Below are 24,494 nucleotides of genomic sequence, written 5' to 3'. Positions count from 1 at the left end.
ACAAACCACGTTCACTTTCGCCGCTTACAACCTGACGCGCATGGCGACGATCTTTGGCTGGCGTTTATCGGCGGTGGTTGGATAACTCCGTCCATAGAGTACGGAAAGCGCTAAAAAATGTCAAAAAACGGCCTGAAAAGTGGCTGAAAACTGCTTTTTAGGAAAAATGCGGCTTCCAGCCCGAAAAATTCGCATGTCTGGCGACAAAATCCGAAGGACTGGGGTCCTTTTTCAACACCCTGTTAGCTTATTTTGCTCGGAAAAGCAGGGCTTTTACTCACTTTTCATCAGGCTGTCGCGCAACTGGTTCAGTTGTTGTTTCATGTCCACAACTTGTTCCACGCTGCAGTGGCTGGCCGTCAGGATGGCTTCGGGTAGCAGGGCCGCTTCCTGGCGCAGCTGGTCGCCTTGTTCCGTGAGGGAAATGATGACCTGGCGCTCGTCGCTGGCGGCACGCGCACGCGTCAACAGGCCCGCTTGCTCCATGCGCTTGAGCAGGGGCGTCAGGGTGGCCGAGTCGAGGAACAGGCGCTCGCCCACTTCCGATACCGTCAAGCCGTCGCGTTCCCACAACACCATCATCACCAGGTATTGCGAATACGTCAGGCCGAGTTGACGCAGGAGCTTGCGGTACAGCTTGTTCATGGCGAGCGAGGTCGAGTACAGCGCAAAGCACAGCTGGCTGTCCAGGCGCGGTACTTGGTGCAGGGGATGGGGGGCGATATTTTCCATCTGCTCAGTATATATAGCGCGCTACTTAGTTGCAAGCGACCTCACTATCTGGCGGTGTTACATGGTATTCAACGCCGCCAGTGCCTTTGCGTCGAGCCTGAGCGCGCCGGCGGCGACATTCTCGCGCAGATGCGCCACCGACGATGTGCCTGGTATCACCAGCATATTGGGTGCGCGCTGCAGCAGCCAGGCCAGCGCCACCTGCATCGGCGTGGCGTGCAGGCCGACCGCTACCTGGGTCAGCGTATCGGGCTGCAGCGGCGAAAAGCCCCCCAGCGGGAAGAACGGCACATAGGCGATGCCTTGCGCGGCCAGCGTGTCGATCAGCGCATCGTCCGCGCGATGGGCCAGGTTGTAGTGATTCTGCACGCAGACGATGGGGCTGATCCGCTGCGCCTCGGCCACCTGGTCGGCATCGACATTGGACAAGCCGATATGGCGCACCAGGCCTTCCTGCTGCAGCTGCAGCAGCGCGGTCAGCGGTTCGGCGAGCGAAGAGCCATCGGGGCCTTCCAGGCCCGGTGCGCGCAGGTTGACCACATCGAGCACGTCCAGGCCCAGGTTGCGCAGGTTGTCGTGCACGGCGTCGCGCAGTTGCCGGGGGGAGGCGGCCGGCAGCCAGGACTGGTCGGCGCCGCGCACGAAGCCGATCTTGGTGATGATGGTCAAGCCGTCGCGATACGGATGCAGCGCTTCGCGGATGATCTGGTTGGTGATGTGCGGGCCGTAAAAGTCCGATGTGTCGATATGGTTGATGCCCAGCTCGATGGCTACGCGCAACACGGCCACGGCGGCAGCGCGATCCTTCGGCGGACCCCAGACGTGCGGGCCGGCCAGCTGCATGGCACCATAGCCGATGCGGTTGAAAACGATGTCGCAATGGGCGGGCGTGAATTGATGCTGGGCGGGAGAATAGCTGGCCATGGGAGCTCCTGTGTGGTGGTCGAGGATTGGAACACCCATGTTAGCGGCGCTTGCACTGTATGATAATCGGGTCAATCCGGCACAGCCTGTACTTAATTACGCACAGTGAAAGCTCCCATGCATGCAGACAGCCCTTCCATGGCCGACCTGGCCACTTTTGCGCTGGTGGCCCAGCACCAGGGTTTTCGCCAGGCCGCGCGCGCCAGCGGACAGTCGGCGTCGGCGCTGAGCGAGGCGCTGCGCCGGCTGGAACAGCAGCTGGGCATCCGCCTGTTGGAACGCACCACGCGCAGCGTCACGCCGACGGCGGCCGGTGCGCTGCTGCTGACGCGCTTGCGTCCGGCACTCGATGAAGTGAGCAGCGCGCTCGATGTGCTGAACGACCTGCGCGACAGCCCGCGCGGCACCTTGCGCCTGAACGTGCCGGTCAATGCGGCGCGCTTCTTTTTGCAGCCCATGGTCGACCAGTTCCTGCGCGCCTATCCGCAGATCAGGGTGGAGCTGGTGGTCGATAATAATTTTGTCGATGTCGTCGCCAGCGGTTGCGACGCCGGCATCCGCTATGGCGAAAGACTGGAGCAAGACATGATCGCCATCCCGATCGGCCCGCGCATGCAGCGCTTCGCGGTGGCGGGCGCACCATCCTACCTGACGCAGCGCGGCGTGCCCGTGCATCCGCGCGACCTGCTGCAGCACGCCTGCCTGCTGGGGAAATTCCTCAGTGGCGCGATTCCTCCCTGGGAGTTCGAGTGCGACGGGCAGAAAGTGAGCGTGGAGCCGGGCGGGCCATTGATCGTCACGCCGACGGCGGCCGACTTCGCGGTCAGCATGGCCGTCGCCGGCCATGGCCTGGTCTTTCTGTTTGAAGAGTGGCTGCAGCCGTATATCGATGCGGGCCAGCTGCAGCCGGTGCTGGAAGACTGGGCAATGCCCTTTCCCGGCCCGTTTTTATACTATGCGGGCCGGCGCCACCTGCCTGCCCCGCTGCGTGCATTTATCGATTTCGTGCAGGCCAATTTTGCGCAGCTGCCGCAGTTTCCTCAACCCGCCGCCGTATAGCGCTGGCGCAGCAGTTCGAGCATGGCGACGTTCTGTTCCCACGCGTCGCTCACCGGCTGCTGCGTCCAGGGCAGGGTTTGCGTGTATGGTGCAGGGCCGAATTCCGGCGTGAAGGTCATGCGTTCGGCGCCGGCCGCGCGGCGCAGGGCGACGATGGCGTCCCACCATGCGAGATGGGCGTCGAGCGCCTGCTTCGCTTCCGGCGCGCGGAAGTCGGCCACTTGCGGCCCCTGCGCATGGCCCACGCGCGCATGCACGTGGCGCACCAGCGGCAGCACCTGCGCCAGCGTTTGCGGCTGATCTTCCAGCAGGGATTCGCAGGCGCAGCACCAGTGCGACAGGTCGGCCGTCAATGGCAGGTCCGGATATTGCGCCAAATAGGGCAGCAGCAGCATCGGATGGCCGCTGAAGCGGCTGCGGTGCAGCTCATGCACGATGGGCACGCCGTGCTTTTCCGAGATGGCGGCGGCCAGGTCGAGCAGTTCTGCGTTCTGCGCCTGGCTGTAGTAATCCTTGCCCGTGTGCGTGTTGACCAGCACGGGGCGAGCCAGGCAGGCGTTTTCCAGCAGTTCGGCCAGGGCGGCGCGGTGCAGCTTAAAGTCGCTGTGGAACACCGTTTCCCACTGCGCGGCGATCAGTTGCAGTCCCGCCTTGGCGATGCGGTCCGTCCATTCCTCGCGCAGGGCGGCGTCCAGCGGCAGCGACATTTCGATGCCGTCAAAGCCGGCCGCCGCTACCCTGTCGATGAAGACGTCGGGCGGCAGCTCGTTATTGCCCCAGTGGGCGGCAAAGACGTCGATGCGCATCAGACGAAGCCCCGCACGGGGAACGCTGCATCGCGCTGTATCCAGTTGTGGGTCGCGTACTCGGTCTGGCCATCGGTGGCGTGCAGGGTGTAGGCGTGGCGCGAGACGGGCGAGCGGTTCGGCGCGCTGTAATGGGGCAGCAAGCCGTGGAAGCAGACGAGGGCACCCGCCTTGACTTCCAGTGGCACGGCCGTGCTGTTGTCGGGCCACGGCATGGTATCGAGTTTTTCCACGCGCACTGCGTCGCCGTTGCGGATGAAGCGCTCGCGCAAGGGGCCGCGGTGGCCGCCCGGTTCCGCCCACAGGCAGCCGTTGTCCAGGGTCGCGTCTTCCAGCGCGAACCAGAAGGTGGTCACGCTGATCGGCGTGGTCTCGAAATACGTGGCGTCCTGGTGCCAGCGCACTTCGCCACCGATGCCGGGCTGCTTGAAAATGTACATCGATTGCCATACCTGCGCGTCGGCCAGGCCCAGGTCGCGCGCCACTTCGGCCAGTTTCGGGTCGCTGGAAAAGCTGCGGAAGACGGGGTCCAGGTCGTGCATGGCGTGGCCGATCTTGTTGATCGACAGCGATTTCGCCTGCTTTAACTGTCCGTCCGCGCCGAATGCCTCTTCCTCGAAGAAGCAGCGGATGGTGTTGTCGGAGGCGAGAAAATAATCGTTGGTGTTCTTGGCCTGGTCGCGCGTGGTGAAGATGGACTGGCTGACGCTGGGATCGAATTCGTTGACAATCTGCTCGGCGCGCGCGCGCAAGGCGGCGATGTCGTCCGCACCCTTGAAATCGGGCAGGATGATGTAGCCGTCGCGTTGGTATTGTTCTTGTTGCAGGATTGTCAGCATGGCGGCGGCTCCGGAGGTCAATGGAAAGCGCCATTGTAGGATGGGCGAGGGCGACAAACAATTGCCCAGCGGTTGACAGATTGTCGCCAAAGCGAAGACAATCTTTGACATGGATCAACTAAAAGCGATGGAAATTTTTGTCGAGGTGGCGCGCCAGCGCAGCTTTACGCTGGCCGGGCAGCGCCTGGGCTTGACGCGGGCCATGGTCAGCAAGACCATCATGCAGCTGGAAGAGCGCCTGCATGCGCGCCTGCTGCACCGCTCCACGCGCGAAGTGAGCCTGACGGACGCGGGCCGCGCCTATCTGGCGCCCTGCATGGCCACCGTCAGCCAGGCGCAGGAAGCGGCGCGCATGGTGGCGCACGTGGCGCAGGCGGGAGCGGGGGCGGAGCTGGCCGGGCCGCTGCGCATCCAGGCGCCATCGAGTTTTGGCAGCGCGTGGCTGGCCGATGCTGTCGCCCGTTTCAGCCTGCTGCACCCGCAGGTGCAGGCCGAGTTGTTTGTCGATGATGCGCTGCTCGATCCGATACGCCACGGTTTTGATTTGACCATCCGCGTGGGCGGCATCCCGGACAGCAGCGCGCTGGCCATGCGCCCGCTGGCGCCGTGCCGCGCCGTGTTGTGCGCCAGTCCCGCTTATCTGGCGCAATGGGGCATGCCACAGACGCCGCAAGACTTGTTGCAGCATCAGTGCCTGCATTTCAGCCACCTGACCGATGGCACGAATTGGCATTTCCAGCGGCGAGCAGGGGAACAGCGCGAGGAGGTGAGCGTGCGCGTGCAGGCGGGCTTCACGGCGAACAATGGCCTGGTGCTGCAGCAGGCGGCGCAGCGGGGGCTGGGCATCGTCTACAGCACCACCTTCCTGGCCTGGCGCAAGCTGCTCGACGGCAGCCTGGTGCCTGTGCTGTCTGACTGGGACCTGCCGTTGAACCACCTGAGCGCCCTGTATCCGGCCAGCCGCCAGCCATCGCCCAAGGTGCGCGCACTGATCGATTTCCTGGTGGCCGAATACCAGCCCGTGCCGCCGTGGGACCGCGAGCTGCAAGCTGCCGGGTTTTTCAGATGAAAGCGACGGGGTCCAGCGTCCACGCGCCGTCGGCATACACGCGCTCGTCGTCGAGGTAGACGGCTTCGGTGACGGCGAAGATGTCGACGTGGTAGCGCGCATCCTTGCGCTTGAATTGCGGTTTGGTGTACACGCCGTGCTTGGCGCCCAGCGACAAATGGATGCCGCACATGCGTTCATACGTGCCGATGTCGTTGACCAGCTGCCCGCGCGAAAACGCGCGGTTCATGCCGAAGCCCAGTTCGCGCACCCACACGTCGCCTTCATGCGCGTGGATGATCTCCAGCATGGCGGTAAACTCCGGCGTGGCGTGCTCGGTGCCCGTCACGCGGCCCTTGTCGATGATCAGGGTGATCGGCGTGTCCGGGCGGTTGACCATGAACTGCGTGTCGCCGAAGACGAAGATGCGCACGCGCCCATTCACCGCTTCCAGGTCCTGCGCTTCCGTAAATACTTCGCCCAAGGGGAACTGGCCGCCGATATTGTTCATGCCGGCGTAGTCGCCGATATTCAGCTTGGCCGATTCGAACGGCGAGGCGAACACCAGCTGCTCGCCGCCGCTGTCGACCATGCCATGACGGGCGCGATCGATGCGCGCCTTGAGCGCATGGCCCACGCCCCGGTAGTAATCGGGGTCGTAGGCCAGCGAAGCGATGTAGTGCAGTCCCTGCACGCCGGGCATGCGTGACAAATGCACGTGTTCGATCACTTTCAGGCCCCGCTTGAACAGCTCGATGCGGATGCGGAACGCTTCCAGGCGGAAGCTGGTCGACTGGATCAGCACGACGAGGCTGCCGGAGGGCAGTTCGGCAAACGCGGCCAGCACGGCGTCGGGCGTGACGTCGTCGAAATCAATGAAGCTCGCCTCTGGCAAGGCCTGGCGATAGGCCTCCGTCAACACGACGTTGAGCCAGCTGCGCTTGTCGCAGACGACCAGCGCCGGTTCGTCCGGGCGGTGACAGATGGCCATGGCCAGCAGGTCGGCCACGTTTTGCGCGGCCACTTCGGTGGCGGCGGCGCTGATGGCATCGAGCCGGCTGGTGTCATTCTCGGGAAGCGTCATGGTGCGGATTTCGTCTGGCGTATGGTAAACCAGGCATTATAAGGCGATTGCCGGGCATGTCGTCGATGCCGCGCCGTTTCAGGCTTGCTTCTGTGGCAAGAATGCTCAAGCCCCACCGGGGAAGGCCGATTATCTTGTGTAGTGCTGTATGGCAATGTATTATTTGTAAAACAGGCCAGATACACGAGCGGCATGCGGCGTGAATGCATGGCCGCTTGTGCAATGTGATGCAGGACGACACCCTCCTGATGAGGATGGTGCAATGAATAGACTTCGACGAGTGTGATGCGATGAGTGTGATTGGACAAGATATTCCGATGGAACGGCCCGATGCGGATGGCCGCGCGGCCCTGCTTGTGCCCATCCCAAGCGTCAAGGAAGATGTGCTGTTGACGATACGCAGGGGCGCGGCCATCGTCGGCTTTGCCAACCACGACCGTACCGTCACCGTTTATTTTGAAAGCAACCGTTTCGACGATCCCGCGCTGGCGAAGTGGGAACACAAGGCGCGCAAGGCCTATGATCGCCTGATCGATAATGCCCCCACCGTATCGAAGCTGACCACCAGCCCCGCCAATTTCGAGCAAATCGGCTATATCAATGGCAAGGGCATCACTATCCGGCATATGGATAGCCTGAAACGCTGGCTGACGTATTCGGAGGCGATGCAGACTTGCCCCGAGAATGAGATTATTCCCCGCACTGTTATTGCCAAAGTCGAAAGCGTCAAAGTCTGATGTCGGCGTGGCGCCCAGCCCTGGGCATTTTTCAGACGTTCGCGGCATGCGGACGATGGGCCAGGGTGTTGTTGCCTGTGCTTCGCTGTGCTGGCTGACTTTTCCCTCTCTACACCACGATAATATTCGCCTGCGCCTGGAGCGGGCAGGGCTGCTTGTCTTCGACGATTGGCCTGCTTGGCGTCGTCTCCCCTCACGGCGCCAGGTCGTCGTGTCGTTTTTGCTGTCGCGTAAGGTAATATTGCAACTAGGCGCAGCCGGGATCTGGCGACAGCATTGGCCGCTGCGCGCGCCAAGAGGAATGACGATATGAACCAGCAAGACGTGCGCAGGGCGACGGGGCGCACCCAGGAAAAGGTTGGACTGTGCTTGAAAAAGTGAATGAACGTTGCATTAACGCCACTTGCGGCCGGGAATTGCTGCTGCGCGTGGCTTGTTGTCCATTTTGTGGCACGCGCCAGGCGGCCGAACCCATTGTTTTGCAGAAAGTAGTGCCGCCGCCAGTGCCGCGCATGCCAACGCCGCCACCGCCGGTGCCCGTCGTCCCGCCCCTTCCTGTGCCGCCGCCCGCGCCGCAGTCCGCTCCCAAGCCCGTCCCGCCGCCGGTTTTCGTGCCAGCCAAGGCGCCGCCCGCGAAGCCGGCCGCCAGGGCTTCGGTGCCGCCACCGCGCCCGTCCGTGCGCTTGCGCACGTGGATTGCGGCGGCCATGGTGCTGACCGGCATCTGGTTCTTTAACAAGCCCGCCGACAAGCCGGCCAGCGTGGCGGTCCAGGTCGAGGCCGCTACCGCGCTGGCGGCGCAGTGTGACCTGGACGGGGCGCGCAGCGCGCTGGCCGTGCTGAAAAGCGCCAAGGCGCCCGCCGCGCATATCAAACGATTGCAGGCGAGCATCACCAAGTCCGCCGCCACCTGCGACCGGAAACGGCAGCGGGCACAGGCGTGGACGGCGCTGCAAGACAGCGTCAGCCAGGCGCTCGATACGGGCAAGCCGGATCTGGCCGCCACGCGCCTGGCCATCTACGTCAAGCGCTGGGGCGACGATCCCGACACGCTGGAACTCGATGCCAGGGTGAAAGTGGCGCTGACCAGCGCCCAGCTCTACCTGGCCGACGCTTGCCTGGCCAGGGGCGACCGGGTTTGCCTGGAAAGCAGCCTGATCGCCGCCGAGCGTTACAAGCGACCGGAACTGGCGGCGCGCACGCAGGCGCTGCGCGCAGCGCTGTCGCAACTGCTTGAGCGCTCGCTGCTCGATGCGGTCCCGGTCCCGGGCCCGGGCCAGTAGCGCCGCAGGCAAAAACGCCCGCCGCGGCCAGGCCGGGCGGGCGTCGCGTTGCCGTTTGAACCGACGCTTACTCTTGCGGCACCAGGGCCAGCGCCGCGCTGAAGTCGCCCATCGGCTTGCCGCCGTTGGCCACCAGCGCCTTGTCGCGTAGCGTCAAACCGTCGAGCACGGGCAACGCAAAGCGGTGCGTGATGGCGCGCAGGATCGAGGCCGAATCATATTGCGTATGATCAACCAATCCCTTTTTTACGTACGGCGAGACGAGGATGGCCGGTACGCGCGTGCCCGGACCCCAGCGGTCGCCCTTCGGCGGCGCCGCATGGTCGTAGTAGCCGCCGTTTTCATCATACGTGACGATGACCAGCATGTTTTTCCATTGCGGACTCTTTTTCAGCTGGGCGATGACGCTGGCGATATGTGCGTCGCCGTCGGCCACGCTGGCGTAGCCCGGATGCTGGTTCAAATTGCCCTGCGGCTTGTAGAAGGCCACGGGTGGCAGCTTTCCGGCGCTGGCATCGCTGAGGAACTGGCTGTCGAAGTCGCGCAGGTGGGCGGCACGGTAGGCGGGTGCCTTCACCGGGTCCATGTTGGCAAAGTAATTGAACGGCTGGTGATGGAACTGGAAGTTCGGCGGATTCGGGAAGCTGCCGGTGCGCGCGCTGGCCGTGGCCAGGGCCGTCGTATCTTTCCAGGCGCCCGCATACCAGGCCCAGTCGATGTTCTTGCCTGAGAGCAGGTCGCCGATATTCGTCTGCGTCTGCTGCGGCAGGGTGGTGGCCTTGCCCGTGTCCGCATACAGCTTGCTGCTGTCGCCGGATGCGGGGGCGTTGCTGCTGGGCTGGAACGGCGGCTGCATGGTGTTGACGGCGTAGAACATGCCCGTGCTGTCGGCCGGCGTCAGCGCGCCGTCGTTGGCATAGGCGGGCGCGCCGTTCAGGACCGTGCTTGGGGCCGTGGCGGACGGCGTCAGGCGCAGGAAATGGCCCTTGGCATCGATGTCTGTCTTCGCAATCGAGCCTTTTGCCACCGAGGTGTCGGCATTCGGGTAGGTGGGCGCGCAGGCGCAGATCAGGTACTGGTGCGTGAGGAAGGAGCCGCCGAAGGCGCCGATGAACAGATTGTCGGCCAGCGCATATTGTTTGGCGATGTTCCACAGCTGCATCTTGCTGCCGTCGTAATAGCCCATGGACAGGCCACCCGCGTCGGAATAGGCCGCGAACTTGTCGTTGGCGCCGCCGTTGATCTGCATCTGGTTGTTGTAGAAACGGTGCACCAGGTCGCGCGTGATCACCGATTGCGGCAGGTACAGGGGGCTGCCGGCATCGTCGATCTGGAACGGTTTGTTCGGCAGGTTGGCCGATTGCGCCTGGGTGATGACGGTGCTCTGGCCGGCCGCCGTCATGCCGCCCCAGGTGGGCGGCAGCACGGGCAAGGTGCTGCCGTCGACGTCCTTCTGCGGCACGTAGGCGGCGCTGGACGTAGGATTGACGCCGGGCACGCCGTTGGCGCCCGGGAACAGGCCGTACAGATTGTCGAAGCCGCGGTTTTCCGCGTAAATGACGACGATGGTCTGGATGTTGTTCAGCGCCAGTGCGCCGTTCAGCGCGGCCAGCGCGTCGGCGGGCGCCGCCTGGGTGCTGGCGCTGGCGATCAAGGCCGTCACGCTGGCGTTTTCCGCCTTCAGTTTCGCCAGCTCGTCGCCACTGGCCTTGTTGAAGTCGGACGCCAGGCCCGCTTCCGACACGCCCAGGCGCGCGGCCAGCTTGCTGCTGGCGGCCGTAAAGTCGCCGCCGTTGCCATCCATGATTTGCGCCAGTTCCGTCGACACGGCGCTGACGAAGGCGCTGTGTCCAGCGGCTGCGCGCAGCAGCAGTTTTTGCGTGACCTTGCTGCCCGCGTCGCCGATGGTTTCATGGCGGATGGCGTCCGTGCCGATGCTCACCAGCACGGCGCCCTGGCCATCGAGCTTGTAGCTGCCGTCGGCGGCCGTGCGCACGGGGAGTGAAGCGCTGTCGCAGGTCAGCTTGGCTGTGCTGTTTTCCAGGCACACCTGGGCATTTTCATAGTAGCTGCCGATCACTTGGCCCTGGGTGCTGGGCGTGATCGTGTAGTCGCTGCCGCAGGCGGCCAGGCCCAGCGACAGCAAGATTGGTAGGGGACGTAAGACGGGGCGAGCGTGCGGTTTTATGGTCATGCCTTCTGGGTGGAAAACGTCGCATGCTAGGCAGGCAATATGTCAGCTGCGTGACATGTCAGCGCCTGTTACATGACGTAATGTACGGCCTTGATACATTAGGTATTGCAGGGTTTTGTCATGCAGTTGTCACATGCCATTGCTACGCTGCCAGCCCATGATGAAAACGAACCTCTCCCTGCTGCTGGCCATCTGCGTGCTGTCCGCCTGCCAGCCGGCGCCACCGAAAGAAGTCCAGGCCGCCCCTGCACATGCCTACCTGGCCGGAGCCTACGCGCCCACCCTGCAACGCCAGCCTTCGGTGGCGGCAATGACGGCCATGGGCCGCGCCATGTTTTTTTTAAACCCAGCCTGTCCGTGTCGGGCAAGCTGGCCTGCGCCAGCTGCCACAGTCCGGAACACGCGTACGGTCCGCCGAATGCGCTGGCGGTGCAGCTGGGCGGCCCGGCATTAAAGGATGCGGGCACGCGCGCCGCGCCCTCGCTGCGCTACCTCCAGAACGCGCCGCCGTTCAGCGAGCATTACCACGATGACGACGGCGACGACAGCGTCGACGCGGGGCCCACGGGTGGGCGCAACTGGGATGGCCGCGCCCAGTCCGGCCACGAACAGGCGCTGGCGCCCCTGTTATCCAAACGCGAAATGGGCAACCGCGATGCCGCCGCCGTGGTCGCCAAATTACAGGCCGGGCCCCTGGCGGCGCAGTTCCGCCAGACGTATGGCGCGGCTATCTTCGAACAGCCTGGCCAGGCGTTGCGCTGGGCGCTGATGTCGCTGGAAGTGTTCCAGGAAAGCCCGTTGGACTTCTATCCGTACACGAGCAAGTACGACGCCTTCCTGCGCAAGCAGACCGTCCTGAACCCGCAGGAAGCGCGCGGCCTGGCCCTGTTCAACGATGAAGCCAAGGGTAATTGCGCTTCCTGCCACATCAGCCAGGTGAGCTCCGGTGGCGCCTTTCCGCAATTTACCGACTACGGCTTGATCAATATCGGCGTGCCGCGCAACGGCAAGCTGTCGGCGAATGCCGACCCGGCGTTCTTTGACCTGGGATTGTGCGGCCCCGATCGCACCGACTTGATAGAGCACAAGCAATACTGCGGCAGTTTCAAGACGCCGTCCTTGCGCAACGTCGCCCTGCGCAAGGTGTTTTTCCACAACGGCAGCTTTGACAGCCTGGAGCAGGTGTTGCGTTTTTACGTGCAGCGTGACACGGCGCCGCAAAAATGGTATCCGAAGGACAGGAACGGCAAGGTGCACAAATACAACGATCTGCCGCCCGGCCTGGCATCCAACGTGAACGTGGATGCGCCGTTCGACCGCCAGCCGGGCCAGGCGCCCGCCCTGAACGAAGCGGAGATCGCCGACGTCATCGTTTTCCTGCATACCTTGACGGATGGCTATCCGCTGGCCCGCCCGGTACAGGGAAAGGGTGGCTGAAAAAATATCAAGATACCATTGCTTACAACTACGCCACAAAAGCCTGTTTTTATGTGCGTTAACGCACGCTAGAAAATTTTAGGCAGGTGTATATTGCAAACTGATCTGTGTCTTTTGATAACAATGAAAGGGAATATCATGAAAGTAAGCAAAAATTGGATGACCGTGTGCGCCGCCGGGATGATGGTTGTGGCACTGGCTGCCTGCCAGAAGAAAGAAGATGTTGCCGCCGGTCCTGCGGAACAAGCTGGCCAGAAGATCGATGCGGCCGCTGCCAAGGCTGAAGCCGACATCAAGGCCGCCGCTAGCAAAGCCGATGCCGCCGTGAGCCAGGCCGCTTCCGATACGGGCGCCAAGATGGACCAGGTCGCCGCTGACGCCGACAAGAAAATGAGCGAAGCGGCCGATGCCGTCGGCAAGAAAGTGGAAAAAGCCGGCGAAAAGATGCAGGACGCTGCGCACAAGTAATGGCGCCAGCGCCGGCCAACGCTGGCCCGCTGGCCCGCTTGCTGCAGCTGCCGTCAGGTGATGGCAGCTGCAGCGACGCCACCGCTGGCGTGGCTGCCTGGCCCCGCCGTTTCCGTCCCCGTCTTGTCCATCCCCTCCGTTCCCCCCAGTACCACGCTCAGATCGACAAAGCCGTCGCGCCACGCGCGTTCCAGGTCTTGCTCCACCGCTTCCAGGGTCGTTCTTTCCACCTGCTGAAAACCGCGCAAGCCATACGCCCGATTGCGCCCGTGCGCCTTGGCCAGGTAGAGCGCCATGTCGATCAGGTTGACGCTGCGTTCCCACGTGAGCGGCCGTCCCTGCGGTGCCAGCGGATAGGGCGCAAAGCCCACGGAAACGTGCACCTGGATGGCCTGTCCCTGGTAGTGAATGACTTGCGCAGCCATGCCGTTGAGAATGCGCCGCGCGATATCGTCGAGTCCATCGCGCGCGACGGCTGGCAGGAAGGCGAGGAATTCCTCGCCGCCCCAGCGCACGATCATGTCCGTTTCGCGCAGCACCTCGTGCAGCGTTTCGGCGATCGTCGTCAGCACCAGGTCGCCCGCCGCATGGCCGTAACGGTCGTTGATGTGCTTGAAATGGTCGACATCGAGCAGGAACAGCGCACCCACGACATCGGCGCTGCCGTAGGCCGGTAGCGGCTTGCCCGCATGGCTGCGCATGAATTCCTGGAAGTGGCGGCGGTTATACAGGGCCGTCAGCGGGTCGCGTGAGCTCTGGCGCTTGAGTTCCTGGTTCTTGACTTTCAGCTGCACGTTCGCGTGGCGCACCTTGCGGTACAGCAAGCCAACAATGGTGGACGCCATGGCCAGCACCAGCGCCAGCAACCACCAGACGCGCTGCTGCAGGCGGCGGTTGTCGATTTCCGTGCTCTTCAGCTGATTTTCGCGGCTCAGCAGCTCGATCTGGCGCTGTTTCTTCTCCGCCTCATACTTTTCTTGCAATTCGTACACGGCCTTTTGCCGCTGCTTCTCGAACAGCTGGTTGGAAATGCCCCGCTCGCGGTGGTACGCCGTGATGGCGCCGCGCATGTCACCGGCCTTTTCCAGCGCCATGCCGTATTCCAGCAGCACGGCCTGCATGTCCGGCTGGTTGGCCGTGCGCTCGTAGTAGGCCAGGCCCGTGGCCACGCTGTGCTTACCTTCCTGCAGGCGTCCCTGGCCAATCAGCGCCTGGCCGATGTTCAGGCGCGCCGTCGCCTCCACCTGTTCATTGTTGACCTGGCGAGCCGCCGCGATGGCTTCATGCGCAAAGCGCAGGGCGCGCGCATCATCGCCTTGTTTCAGGTAGCTGTCCGACAGATTGACGAGGGTCACGGCGACCATGCCGCGCGCGCCCAGTTGGCGTTCCAGGTCCAGGGCCGCCAGCAGGGCGCGCTGGCCCCGCTGTGGCTGCTTTGCGTCGAGCGCCAGCCCGTATTCCGTATTCTTTGCCTGCGCCATGCGACCCGGTGATGCCAGGGTGGCGGAGACGGCCAACAGCTCGTCGAGCACCTCGAAGCCCTTGTCGTATTCGCGCATCTGCGTGTACAGCAGGGTGAGGGCATTCAGGGCGGCGGCAAGGCTGGAGGGCGATTTGCTCTGGCGCGCCAGGTCGACGGCCGCCTGCAGTTTGGCCAGCGCGAACGGGAAATTGCCTTCCTCGGCCCACGACTGGCCCGCGCTGATGGTGGCCTGCACGCGCACGGGCACGTCTTGCGTGCGGTTGGCGATGCGTTCCGCTTCAAAGGCCAGCAGGTGCGAGGCGCGGCCTTCATTCCTGGCAAACGTGATGTAGGCCTTGTTGAGCATGCCTTTCGCCAGCGCCACGTCGCTCTTGTGCAGGCGGGCGTCGGCGATCAACTCTTCGGCCAGTTGCATGGCGATATCGTTTTGCCCCAGGCGCATGCGGGCGTTGCTCAACTGAGTAAGGAATTCCGCGCGCACGGGCAGGGGAGCGCTGCGCGCCTGCGTTTCCACCTCTTGCAGGCGCTGCAGGGCGCGCTCTGGCACGAAGCGACCGTCGTCGCTCACGGTGGCAAGAAACTGCTCCAGCTTGCTGACTTGGGCATGGGCGGCGGGCGGCAGCAGGCAGGCCAATACCAGCAGCCAATGCGCCCTTCGCCATGATGCCCGTGTCTGTCTGCCTGCCAACGTCCCGCTCCCGCAATGACCTATTGTCTGGAATAGATTATATTCTGTTGCAATCAAGAAATATCATGGCACGCGCAGATTTTTGTGAAATTGCACACTTCGGCGCTGACAGCTTCTCAACGCAGGGCGACGGCGGTTCGTGTTGGCGGGCTGTCCTTCAGACGGAAAATGGCGACGGCCGTGATTAATGCCTGGGCCTGCTCTTGCAGGCTCTCGGCGGCGGCGGCCGCCTGCTCCACCAGGGCCGCGTTTTGTTGCGTGATGTTGTCCATCTGCGTGACGGCCTGGTTGACCTCGGTGATGCCGGCACTCTGTTCGTGGCTGGCACTGGTGATCTCGCCCATGATGGCAGCCACCTTCTGAATCGAGTCGACCACCAGCGCCATCGTGCGGCCGGCCTCGTCGACCAGCTTGCTGCCTGCGTCCACCCGCGCTACCGAAGCGCCGATCAGGGTCTTGATTTCCTTGGCCGCCGCCGCGCTGCGGTGGGCCAGGTTGCGCACCTCGCTGGCGACGACGGCGAAGCCGCGGCCCTGTTCGCCAGCCCGCGCAGCTTCGACGGCTGCGTTCAGGGCCAGAATATTGGTCTGGAAGGCGATGCCATCGATGACACCGATGATGTCGGCGATCTGGCTCGAACTTTCCTTGATGGCGCCCATCGTGCTGACCACCTGGGCGACGACGGCGCCGCCCTGCACGGCGACGGACGAGGCGGTGGCGGCCAGCTGGTTCGCTTCACCGGCGTTGCTGGCGTTTTGCCGCACCGTTGCCGTCAGCGTTTCCATCGAGCTGGCTGTTTCTTCGAGCGAACTGGCTTGCGCCTCGGTGCGCGCCGACAGGTCGGCGTTGCCCAGCGCGATTTCGTGGGTGGCCACCGACATCTCGCCCGTGCTGGTGCGGATGTCGCCGATCAGCCCCGTCAGGTTGGCATTGATGGTGTTCATCGCCAACAACAGCACGCCGATCTCGTCGGCTCTTTCGATGACGGCATCGATGCTCAGGTCGCCGCCGGCGATCAATTGCGCCGTGGTGATCGCCTGGTCCAGGCTGCGCTTGATGTGGCGGTATACCAGGAATAGGCACAGCAGCGAGACGATGACGGACACCAGCAGCACGCCGACGGTGACAGAATAGGCCGCCATGGTGCTGCCCGTCGCCGTCTGCACGGCAGCGCTCGTGCGCTGGTCTAGCAGCGTGAGAAATTCATTCACCGGCTGCATGATCTTGCCCTTGTTGCTGTGGTATTGGGCATCGTGCATGATCCTGCGGGCCATTTCCGGGTCAGGTGGCCCCTGCTTGGTAAAGTTGCCGTTGCCGTCGTCGAACAAGCCCTTGACGGCGTTCATGGCGATCAACTCGATCTTGACCAGACCGTCGGAATTGGCCTGGGCCTCTTGCAGTTTGGCGAATTCCTGCTCGCTGAAGCCAGCTTTGCGCATCAGTTCGGCCAGCGGCACGCTGGGCCCGGTCGACGCCGGCACGGGCATACCCGCCGCCACGAAGTCCCAGTAGATGCGCTCATAATGCGCCGGGCGCGGTTTCTTGCCGTTGCGGATGTCGAGAATGTCCAGGTATTGCTGTTCGTATTTTGCATCGTCCGTGACGACGTAGGTGCGGGCCAATCGGGTCAGGTCGTCCGAGCTTTGCCGCAATTCATCGGCCAGCAGGTAGGATTGGTAGCGCGTTTCAGTGGCCTGATTCGCCTCAGTCTGTTTGGCGGCGACGCGAAACAGGGCCAACAGGCTGACGATGGAGAGCGTCAGGCTGAGCAGAAAGATGGCGGCAAAGATATTCTTGATCGAAAGTTTGCTGCGCATGGTGTTTTCCCTGGAGGTGTGGTTGCGGCCGTCGGCCTTGTACGCCAGATGAATATACCCCGTTCAGTCGCCATTTTTGATGCCTTACGGAAAAAAAGCGGCGGCGCGCAACGGCGCCGCCAGGCTTACACCGCCAATTGCTGCAGCAGGTACAGGCGCTGGTACAAACCGCCCTCGATCTGCATCAGTTCCTCGTGCGGCCCCGCTTCCGTGATGCGGCCATGGTTGAGCACGACGATCCGGTCCGCCTCGCGGATGGTCGACAGGCGGTGCGCGATGGCGATGATGGTGACCTTGCCGCGCAATTCGTTGAGGGCCAGCTGCACGATCTGCTCCGTCTGGCTATCGATGCGCGAGGTGGCTTCGTCGAGCAGCAAAATGCGCGGCTGGCCGGCCAGCGCGCGGGCAATCGCGATCAGCTGCTTTTGTCCCGATGACAGGCGCGAGCCGCCTTCGCCCAGCGGCGTGCCGTAGCCGTGTTCCAGCGCGGCGATGAAGTCGTGCGCGTGCGCGGCGCGCGCCGCCGTCTCGATCTGCGCCTGCGTGTAGCCGCGGCCCATGTCGATGTTTTCGCGCGCCGAGGCGGCCAGCAGGAAGGGATCTTGCGGCACCAGGCCCACGTCGGCGCGGAAGTGCTCGTTGGCTATACTGTCGAGGGCGACGCCATTGATGGCGATGCTGCCCTGCGTGACGGGGTAAAAGCGCAGCAGCAAGGAGAGCAAAGTCGACTTGCCGCTGCCCGTGTGGCCGACGATGCCAAAAAACGCGCCTTGCGGAATGCTCAGCGACAGGTCGTGCAGCACGGGCTGGTTTTCCACGTAGGCGAAGGTCAGGCGCGCGATGTCCACGGCGGGCACGTCAATGTCCGCTTGCGCATGCCGCAGGGCCGGTGTTTCCCTTCCCTGCGCATGCTCCAGCGCCTGCGTTTCATCCAGCAGGGCCGAGACGCGTGCCGTGGCCACCACCGACTGCTGCAGCTGGCTGAACTGCATGGTGATCTGGATCAAGGGATCGATCACGCGCGCGATGTAGCTGATGAACGCATACAGCACGCCCACTTCCACGGCGCCCATGTCGCGCCGGCCGAAGCTGAAGATGACGACGGCCAGCAGCACGATGTTGAGCATGTCGAGCGCGGGGCGCAGCAGCCAGGCATTGGCGCGCAATTCCTGCATGCGCGCCGTGTAGTGGTCCTGGTTGATGCCCGTGAAGCGCGCACCGAAGCGCTTTTCCGCGTTATTCGCCTGCAGCACGCTCATGCCGCCGATCGATTCGGCGATCTGCCCGTTGATCTCGCTGCGCAGGGCGCGCGCGCGTGTGACAGCCGGCGCGCTCCAGCGCTGGTACAGGAAGACGATGAGCAGCACGGCCGGCAGCAGGGCCAGCACGATCAGCATCAAGCGCCAGTCGAGGAAGGCCATGGCGGCCATGGTGCCGATCAAAACGATGGAGTTGTCGAGGATGACGAACAGCACCTGCACGTACAGCGATTTCACCGCTTCCGTGTCGTTGGTGACCCTGCTGACCAATTGCCCCGTGATGGCGCGGTCGAAGAAAGCCATGGGCAGACGCAGCACATGCTGGTAAACGGTTTCGCGCAGGCGCTGCACCGAGCGCATGGCCAGGCCGGACAGGCGCACCAGCTGCAAATAGCGCAGGCCGGAAGCGACCCAGCCCGTTAGCAGGCATCCGCCCAGCAGCATGGACATGCGCGTCCAGTCCAGGTGGCGCGGCAGCAGGTGTTGGTCGATCAGGGCCTTGCCCAAAATCGGCCCCGTCACTTCCAGCGCCGCGGCGAGGATCAGCCAGAACGTGGCCCAGTATAAATGGCGCAGGTCGGGTGCGGCGGCGCGGCGCAGCAGGCCGATGGCTTGCGCGGCCTGGCCGCGCACGGATGGCGTGGCGCTGTCCGTTTGGATGGTCTTAGATGGCATTCAGGCTGGCCTCCAGTTGTTGATAGCGCCACTGGCTGGCATACCAGCCGTCGCGCTGCATCAGCGCGTCGTGGTTGCCCGTTTCCGTGACGAGGCCATCGCGCAGCACCAGGATCAGGTCCGCGTTGACGACGGCGCTCAGACGGTGGCTGGCGATGATGGCGCTGCGCTCGGGGCGGTGGCGGCGTAGCTCTTCCAGGTGCTGCAGGATGCGCGTTTCCGTGCCCGTGTCGACGGCGGACAGCGCATCGTCGAGCAGCAGCAAGCCGTTGTCGGCCAGCAGGGCGCGGGCAATCGCCACGCGCTGGCGCTGGCCGCCGGACAGGGTGATGCCCTTTTCGCCCACGTGGGTGGCATAGCCGTCGGGGAATTGCAAAATGTCGGCGTGGATGTCGGCCAGCTGCGCCGCCCGTTCCACTTCCTCACGCGTGGCGCCTGGGCGGGCCAGGGCGATATTGTCGGCGATGGTGGCGGAGAATAAAAACGACTCTTGCGGCACCCAGCTGATGGCCGCGCGCAGCGCATGCAGGGTGTAGGCATCGAGCGCGTGGCCATTCCACGTCGCCATGCCCGATTGCGGCGTGACCTGGCGCAGCAGCACGCGCAGCAGGGTCGATTTGCCGCTGCCCGTGGGGCCGATCAGGCCCAGGGTCTGGCCCGGCAGCAAGCGCAGCGAGATGTGCGACAAGGCGGGTGCCGTCTGGCCCGCGTAGGCAAAGCCGACGTCCTGCAATTGCAGGGGGCCGGGCTTCAAGGATGCAATCGTGCCATGGTCGTCGATGGCCAGCGGCGCGTCCAGCATCGGCTGCAGCCGCTGCCAGGCGGCGCGGCCCCGTTCGATCAGCGAGAGTACCCAGCCGGCGGCGAACATGGGCCAGATCAGCTGGCCCAGGTACATGGAAAAGCTCGTCAGCGCGCCGATGGTCAATTGATCGTGCCACACCAGGTAGCCGCCCAGGCCCAGGGTCAGCGCAGTGGCGGCCGTCAGGGTCAGGCCGACGGCCGGTTCATACGCCGCTTCCCAGCGCTGCGCCGTCAGGCTGGCGTTGGCTGCATGGCCGGCCAGGGTGGAGAACTGCTTGCTGCTGCGCTCTTCCAGGCCCAGCGCGCGCAGGGTGCGCACGCCCGACAGCGATTCCTGTACATGGTCGTTCAGCGCGGAAAAGCGCTTCAGCGAATCCGTCGACGCCGTGTGGATATGGCTGGAAATGCGCCAGAAGGCCAGTCCCATCAGCGGAAACGGCAGGAGGGCGATGCAGGCCAGGCGCCAGTCCACGCCCAGCAGCATGATGCCCAGCACCATCAGCAAGGTCAAGGTGCCGTCGAAACCGGCCAGCATGGCTTCGCCGGCGGCCATTTCGATGGCGTCGATGTCGTTCGTCGCCAGCGCCATCAGGTCGCCCGTGCGCTGGTTCTGGTAAAACGCCGCGCCCTGTTGCGACATGCGCGTGTAGAAGCGCGTGCGCAACATCACGCCGAGCTGGTAGGCGGCCTTGAACAGGGTGATGCGCCAGCCTACGCGCAGGAAGTAGATGACGACGCCGACGGCGAGCAGTGTTAACAGCTCAAGCCACAGTTCGGCCGCCGTCATGCGGTGCGCGGCCAGTGCGTCGATGATGGCGCCCACGCGGCGCGGGATCCAGACGGTCAGTGTTGCCACGCCTGTCAGCATGACGGCGGCGGCGGCATACGCCGGACTATGCTGACGCACGAAGCCGGCGATGAGCCTCGATAAACTCATGGTTACCTTTTGTTTTTTAGTAATGGGGTGTCGCGGGGCGGAAGGACGGGCACGCGGACGGAAAGTAGGAGTAGGATACAACAAGGTGGAAAAGCGCGCTGTGGACGGGCACGCAAAAAACGGGCCGTAGCCCGTTGTATTACTGCTTCAGTGCCGTGCGCGAGGCTTACTTGCGGCCGCTGCGTTTGCCGCCGCCCAGCATGTCGAGCTGTTTCGATGGCGTGCCCTTGGGCGCAACCCTGGCTGCCGGCTTGGCGGCTGGCGCAGGCGTGTGCTGCACGGCGACCTTGGCCACGGTCTTGCCGGCGGCGCTGGCCGGCTTGGCGACAGGTTTGCTGGAAGGAAATGGCTTGGCGGGTGCTGGCGCAGCGGCTTTCGCTGGTGCCGCGGCGGGGGCCGATGCGGGCTTGGCCGCTTCAGGCTTGACCGTTTCAGGCTTGACCACTGGCTTGTCTTCGACTGCTTTCACGGCAACTTTGTCGGCAACCTTGGCAGGCGCTGCCGCTGGCTTGGTTGCTGGCGCAGCAACAGCGGCGGGCTTGGCCACTTCGGCAGGTTTGGCGGCAACAGGTGCAGGTGCCGCTACTGGTGCCGCGGCAGGCGCAGGCGCAGCAACAGGTACGGGCACGGCCAGCGCTGGCTTGGCAGAGGCCGGAGCAGGAGCAGTTGCGACGACAGGGGCGGCCGCATCGAGGCGGGCCTTGGCCGAGGCCAGCAATTCAGCCTGGGTGCTCGAGGCGATGCCGAACAGCTGGCGGCTGTACGCCAGCACGCTTTCGATATTCGGTTGCGCCTGGCTGGTGCTGTAGCTGAAGAAGTCGCGCGGGTCCTGCGTTGCCAGCAGGTGCTGCGCCGTTTCCGCCGTGTGCGACAGGGCAGCCTTGCCTGCGTTCAGGTTCAGGGCGATGATTTTCTCGGCGCTTTCGAAGACTTTGCTGGTCAGGGTGCTGAAGATTTGCAGCTGGCTTTCCAGTTGCGATTTGGCGGCGCTGGAAATGTGTTCTGGAAGCGGAAACATATTTACTCCTTTGTACGGATTAAAATGCTGGCAAAACGCTCTGCAAAATCCCGAAAACCAGAGTTGGCCGCGTTTTGTAAAGTGGCTAGCGTGCTGAGTAACTGATCAGAGCCTGATTATGATGCAACGCAATATGAATATTCTAGCGGTGATTCGAGTTAGTTGAAAGTTATTTTATTCAACCCGTGCGGCGCTTGCTTGCCCTATTCATGCGCCTGGCAGCAATTGTCGGAAGTTTGCGCACGCGCAAGGTGGTGTCAGCGTATCTATGGCACTGCTTTTGCCAGTGACTGCATTCGTGCACTGCAGCATCCCACAAAAGTGCATAAAATGGCAATTCACTGGACGCACCAGGCACCGTAGTCAAGCAAAGGAGTGTCCGCATGGACCTTGTTATCCGCAATGCCAGCCTGCCCGATGGGCGCCGCAGCATCGATATCGCCATCGAGGGCGGCCGCATCGCCGCCGTCGGCCCCGCCTTGCCCGTGCAGGGCGCGCAAGAGATCGATGCCGCAGGCGACCTGGTCACGCCGCCGTTTGTCGATGCGCATTTCCACATGGACGCCACGCTCAGCTATGGCTTGCCGCGCGTGAACGCGTCCGGCACTTTGCTGGAAGGCATCGCTTTGTGGGGCGAACTGAAGCCGCAACTGACGCAGGACGCTCTGGTGCAACGCGCCCTGCAGTATTGCGACTGGGCCGTGGCGCGGGGACTGCTGGCCATCCGCTCGCACGTGGATATCTGCGACCCACGCCTGCTGGCCGTGGAAGCGCTGCTCGACGTCAAGCGCCAGGTGGCGCCCTACCTCGACCTGCAACTGGTGGCCTTTCCGCAGGATGGCATCCTGCGCAGTCCCGGCGCCTTCGACAATTTAAAGCGGGCGATTGCCATGGGCGTGGACGTGGTGGGCGGCATCCCGCATTTCGAGCGCACCATGGCCGACGGTGCCGAATCCGTGCGCCTGCTGTGCGAATTCGCCTGCGAGCGTGGCCTGATGGTGGACATGCATTGCGACGAGTCGGACGACCCGCTGTCGCGCCATATCGAAACGCTGGCCTTCCACAGCCAGCGCCTTGGCATGCAGGGCAGGGTGACGGGCTCGCACCTGACGTCCATGCATTCGATGGACAATTATTATGTGAGCAAGCTATTGCCCCTGATCCGCGAGGCGGGCGTGGCGGCGATTGCCAACCCCCTCATCAACATCACCCTGCAGGCGCGCCACGATACGTATCCGAAGCGGCGCGGCATGACGCGCGTGCCCGAGATGCTGGCCGCCGGCATTCCCGTCGCCTTTGGCCACGACTGCGTGATGGATCCGTGGTACAGCCTCGGTTCGGGCGACATGCTGGAAGTGGCGCACATGGGACTGCACGTGGCGCAGATGACGGGCCAGCAAGCCATGCACGAGTGCTTCTTGGCCGTGACGGAGACGCCGGCAGCCATCCTGGGCCTCGATGGCTATGGCATCGCGCCCGGCTGCCATGCAGACTTGCTGATCCTCGATTGCAGCTCGACGGTGGAAGCGCTGCGCCTGCGTGCCGCGCGGCGCCTGGTGCTGCGGCGCGGGAAAATCGTCAGCGAGGCGCCGCGCGCCAGTGCGCGCCTGCACCTGCCGGGCCGGCCCGAGACGGTCAATTTCCGCCTGGGGCGCTGATACAATCAGCCATCACTTGTTATCGGGAGCACCGCCTTGAAAGAAATTGACATCCGTCTTGCCCAGGAATCCGACTTCGATGCCATGTGGCCGATTTTCCAGACTCTGGTGGCCGCTGGCGACACCTACACCTTTCCCGCCGATAGCTCGCGCGAAGACTGCCACGCCTACTGGTTTGGCCCTGGCGTGCAAAGCTATGTCGCCGTGATGGGCAGCGAGCGCCTGCTGGGCATGTACAAGCTGGTGGCAAACCAGCCGGGCCACGGCGCGCACGTGGCCAATGCCTCGTTCATGGTCGATCCTGCCGCGCAGGGCGTGGGCGTGGGCCGCCTGCTGGGCGTGCACTGCATGGACGAAGCGCGCCGCGCCGGCTTTCTGGCGATGCAGTTCAACTTCGTCGTCAGCACCAACCTGGCCGCCGTCACCCTGTGGAAAAAGCTGGGCTTCAGCGTCGTCGCTACCCTGCCGCTGGCCTACCGCCACGCGCAGCTCGGCTATGTCGACGCCTACGTGATGTACCAGTTGCTGACCGATCCGATGCAGTGGCCGGCATGAGCGGCGCCGCCACAGCAGCGCTGAGCGTCATCGCAACGCCCCGTTTGCGCCTGCGCACCGTCACGCCCGATGATGCCGCGGTCTACCTGGCGCTGGTCAATGAACCGTCATGGATCGCCAACATCGGCCCGCGCAACCTGCACACCGTGGTAGCGGCCCGCGCGGCCCTGGAGACGGGAGCGATGGCGCAGTTTCGCCAGCATGGTTATGCCTTCTGCATCGTCGAACGCCGCAGCGACGGCATCGCCATGGGCATCTGCGGCCTGATACTGCGCGCCAGTCTGCCCGGTCCCGACATAGGCTACGCTCTGTTGCCCGCTTATTGGGGCCAGGGCTATGCCTACGAGGCTGCCGCCGCCGTCATGTGCCATGCGCAGCACGTGTTGCGCCTGCCTACCGTGTACGGCATCACTTCGCAGCAGAACCAGGCGTCGATCAATTTGCTCAACAAGCTGGGCTTGCGCTTCGAGCGTTTCGCGCGCCTGCCACCCGATGGCAAGGAGACGAATATCTACCGCAAGGATTTTCGCCTGGATTCTTAGTGTGAACGTCAATATTGAATAGACGAAGGAAATAGATGGCCACAAGTAACAAAGTTGTTCCACCGCTAGAAACTGTGCTAGCTGAATTGCAGGATTTAGCCAGTCGGATAGCCAATGTTGACGCAGGTACTGATGCACGACGTGTCAAAAAAATCCGTTTGGGACTAGAAAAGGCCATGTCTGAGATCAAGGCGACCACGGAAAGGTTGGACCCCGTTTGGCGTCCTGAGTCGATTTTCGATCCTTCCGATCCCAACACTACCGGCCGGGTGGTGGCCTTGACTATGATTGCGCAGGAAAGGCATTCGTTGGTGGCTATCCCCAGGGCGATTGCATGAAGGGTAGGTGCTCGGAGTGACGATAGGGTGAAATATTGCTTGTAAACACGTTGAGAAAGGCGTTTACTCTCGGTATTTGGACGCGTAAATGGCAAACGAACCGATCTCT

The 24,494-nt window shown here is 63.6% G+C and carries 20 protein-coding genes and 1 pseudogene; 10 read left to right on the top strand and 11 right to left on the bottom strand.

Annotated features, from left to right (window positions below; genetic code table 11):
- Window positions 1-273: 273 nt before the first annotated feature.
- Window positions 274-732: a MarR family winged helix-turn-helix transcriptional regulator gene (locus CSZ94_RS23270; protein WP_102123698.1), complete on the bottom strand. Its 459-nt coding sequence runs from the start codon at window positions 730-732 to the stop codon at window positions 274-276.
- Between the two features lie 57 nt (window positions 733-789).
- Window positions 790-1,656, bottom strand: a complete 867-nt coding sequence (locus CSZ94_RS23265) for an oxidoreductase (protein WP_102123697.1) — start codon at window positions 1,654-1,656, stop codon at window positions 790-792.
- A gap of 117 nt (window positions 1,657-1,773) precedes the next feature.
- Here CSZ94_RS23265 and CSZ94_RS23260 point away from each other — a divergent pair, with 117 nt between their 5' ends.
- A complete protein-coding gene (locus CSZ94_RS23260; protein WP_219726043.1) occupies window positions 1,774-2,715 on the top strand; it encodes a LysR family transcriptional regulator in 942 nt (313 codons plus the stop codon).
- Here CSZ94_RS23260 and CSZ94_RS23255 read toward each other — a convergent pair.
- Window positions 2,697-3,521, bottom strand: a complete 825-nt coding sequence (locus tag CSZ94_RS23255; protein ID WP_102123695.1) for a sugar phosphate isomerase/epimerase family protein — start codon at window positions 3,519-3,521, stop codon at window positions 2,697-2,699. The genes CSZ94_RS23260 and CSZ94_RS23255 overlap by 19 nt on opposite strands.
- Window positions 3,521-4,360, bottom strand: coding sequence for a phytanoyl-CoA dioxygenase family protein (locus CSZ94_RS23250; RefSeq protein WP_102123694.1), 840 nt, complete (start codon window positions 4,358-4,360; stop codon window positions 3,521-3,523). Before CSZ94_RS23250 ends, CSZ94_RS23255 begins: the two co-directional genes overlap by 1 nt.
- A 109-nt stretch (window positions 4,361-4,469) precedes the next feature.
- Between CSZ94_RS23250 and CSZ94_RS23245 the strand changes: the two genes are divergently transcribed.
- Window positions 4,470-5,429, top strand: a complete 960-nt coding sequence (locus CSZ94_RS23245; RefSeq protein ID WP_258001158.1) for a LysR family transcriptional regulator — start codon at window positions 4,470-4,472, stop codon at window positions 5,427-5,429.
- On the opposite strand, the gene CSZ94_RS23240 is transcribed toward CSZ94_RS23245, so the two are convergent.
- Entirely contained in the window at window positions 5,422-6,492 is a 1,071-nt protein-coding gene (locus CSZ94_RS23240; RefSeq protein WP_102123692.1) for a hypothetical protein, read from the bottom strand. The genes CSZ94_RS23245 and CSZ94_RS23240 overlap by 8 nt on opposite strands.
- Before the next feature lie 317 nt (window positions 6,493-6,809).
- Here CSZ94_RS23240 and CSZ94_RS23235 point away from each other — a divergent pair, with 317 nt between their 5' ends.
- Window positions 6,810-7,229: a hypothetical protein gene (locus CSZ94_RS23235; protein ID WP_102123700.1), complete on the top strand. Its 420-nt coding sequence runs from the start codon at window positions 6,810-6,812 to the stop codon at window positions 7,227-7,229.
- A 512-nt stretch (window positions 7,230-7,741) separates the two neighbouring features.
- Window positions 7,742-8,512: a hypothetical protein gene (locus tag CSZ94_RS23225; RefSeq protein WP_180977592.1), complete on the top strand. Its 771-nt coding sequence runs from the start codon at window positions 7,742-7,744 to the stop codon at window positions 8,510-8,512.
- A 67-nt stretch (window positions 8,513-8,579) separates the two neighbouring features.
- On the opposite strand, the gene acpA is transcribed toward CSZ94_RS23225, so the two are convergent.
- Window positions 8,580-10,706, bottom strand: coding sequence for an acid phosphatase (gene acpA / locus CSZ94_RS23220; protein ID WP_102123689.1), 2,127 nt, complete (start codon window positions 10,704-10,706; stop codon window positions 8,580-8,582).
- Window positions 10,707-10,863: 157 nt separating this feature from the next.
- Between acpA and CSZ94_RS23215 the strand changes: the two are divergent.
- Both CSZ94_RS23215 and CSZ94_RS23210 read left to right on the top strand, forming a co-directional pair.
- Window positions 10,864-12,143 (top strand): annotated as a pseudogene (locus CSZ94_RS23215) (cytochrome-c peroxidase).
- 138 nt (window positions 12,144-12,281) lie between these two features.
- Complete coding sequence (locus tag CSZ94_RS23210; RefSeq protein WP_102123688.1) at window positions 12,282-12,611, top strand: hypothetical protein; 330 nt, start codon at window positions 12,282-12,284, stop codon at window positions 12,609-12,611.
- Between the two features lie 53 nt (window positions 12,612-12,664).
- Here the strand turns inward: CSZ94_RS23210 and CSZ94_RS23205 are convergent, their stop codons facing one another.
- From CSZ94_RS23205 to CSZ94_RS23185, 5 genes are all read right to left on the bottom strand, one after another.
- Window positions 12,665-14,728 (bottom strand): sensor domain-containing diguanylate cyclase, encoded by a 2,064-nt coding sequence (locus CSZ94_RS23205; protein ID WP_258001157.1) that lies wholly within the window; start codon window positions 14,726-14,728, stop codon window positions 12,665-12,667.
- Window positions 14,729-14,898: 170 nt separating this feature from the next.
- The gene (locus CSZ94_RS23200) at window positions 14,899-16,599 is read right to left on the bottom strand and encodes a methyl-accepting chemotaxis protein (RefSeq protein WP_102123687.1); all 1,701 of its coding nucleotides are present in this window, start codon (window positions 16,597-16,599) and stop codon (window positions 14,899-14,901) included.
- A gap of 125 nt (window positions 16,600-16,724) precedes the next feature.
- Entirely contained in the window at window positions 16,725-18,533 is a 1,809-nt protein-coding gene (locus tag CSZ94_RS23195; RefSeq protein WP_102123686.1) for an ABC transporter ATP-binding protein, read from the bottom strand.
- Window positions 18,523-20,274 carry an ABC transporter transmembrane domain-containing protein gene (locus CSZ94_RS23190; RefSeq protein WP_102123685.1) on the bottom strand — a complete coding sequence of 584 codons (1,752 nt, stop codon included), beginning with the start codon at window positions 20,272-20,274 and terminating at the stop codon, window positions 18,523-18,525. The genes CSZ94_RS23195 and CSZ94_RS23190 overlap by 11 nt, the downstream gene beginning before the upstream one ends.
- Before the next feature lie 166 nt (window positions 20,275-20,440).
- Entirely contained in the window at window positions 20,441-21,292 is an 852-nt protein-coding gene (locus CSZ94_RS23185) for a phasin family protein (RefSeq protein WP_102123684.1), read from the bottom strand.
- Window positions 21,293-21,675: 383 nt separating this feature from the next.
- Here CSZ94_RS23185 and CSZ94_RS23180 point away from each other — a divergent pair, with 383 nt between their 5' ends.
- Genes CSZ94_RS23180 through CSZ94_RS23165 form a run of 4 tightly spaced genes read left to right on the top strand, consistent with a single transcriptional unit; the run spans window position 21,676 to window position 24,385 of the window.
- Entirely contained in the window at window positions 21,676-22,950 is a 1,275-nt protein-coding gene (locus tag CSZ94_RS23180; RefSeq protein WP_102123683.1) for an amidohydrolase family protein, read from the top strand.
- A 36-nt stretch (window positions 22,951-22,986) separates the two neighbouring features.
- Entirely contained in the window at window positions 22,987-23,505 is a 519-nt protein-coding gene (locus tag CSZ94_RS23175; protein WP_102123682.1) for a GNAT family N-acetyltransferase, read from the top strand.
- On the top strand, window positions 23,502-24,047 hold the full coding sequence (locus CSZ94_RS23170) for a GNAT family N-acetyltransferase (protein ID WP_102123681.1): 546 nt from the start codon (window positions 23,502-23,504) through the stop codon (window positions 24,045-24,047). Before CSZ94_RS23175 ends, CSZ94_RS23170 begins: the two co-directional genes overlap by 4 nt.
- Window positions 24,048-24,082: 35 nt before the next feature.
- Entirely contained in the window at window positions 24,083-24,385 is a 303-nt protein-coding gene (locus CSZ94_RS23165; protein ID WP_102123680.1) for a hypothetical protein, read from the top strand.
- The last annotated feature ends 109 nt before the right edge of the window (window positions 24,386-24,494 follow it).

Origin of the sequence: Janthinobacterium sp. ROICE36, assembly GCF_002869965.1 — a bacterium.
Classification (GTDB): Bacteria; Pseudomonadota; Gammaproteobacteria; order Burkholderiales; family Burkholderiaceae_D; genus Janthinobacterium.
This window is presented reverse-complemented; position numbering and strand designations above follow the sequence as displayed.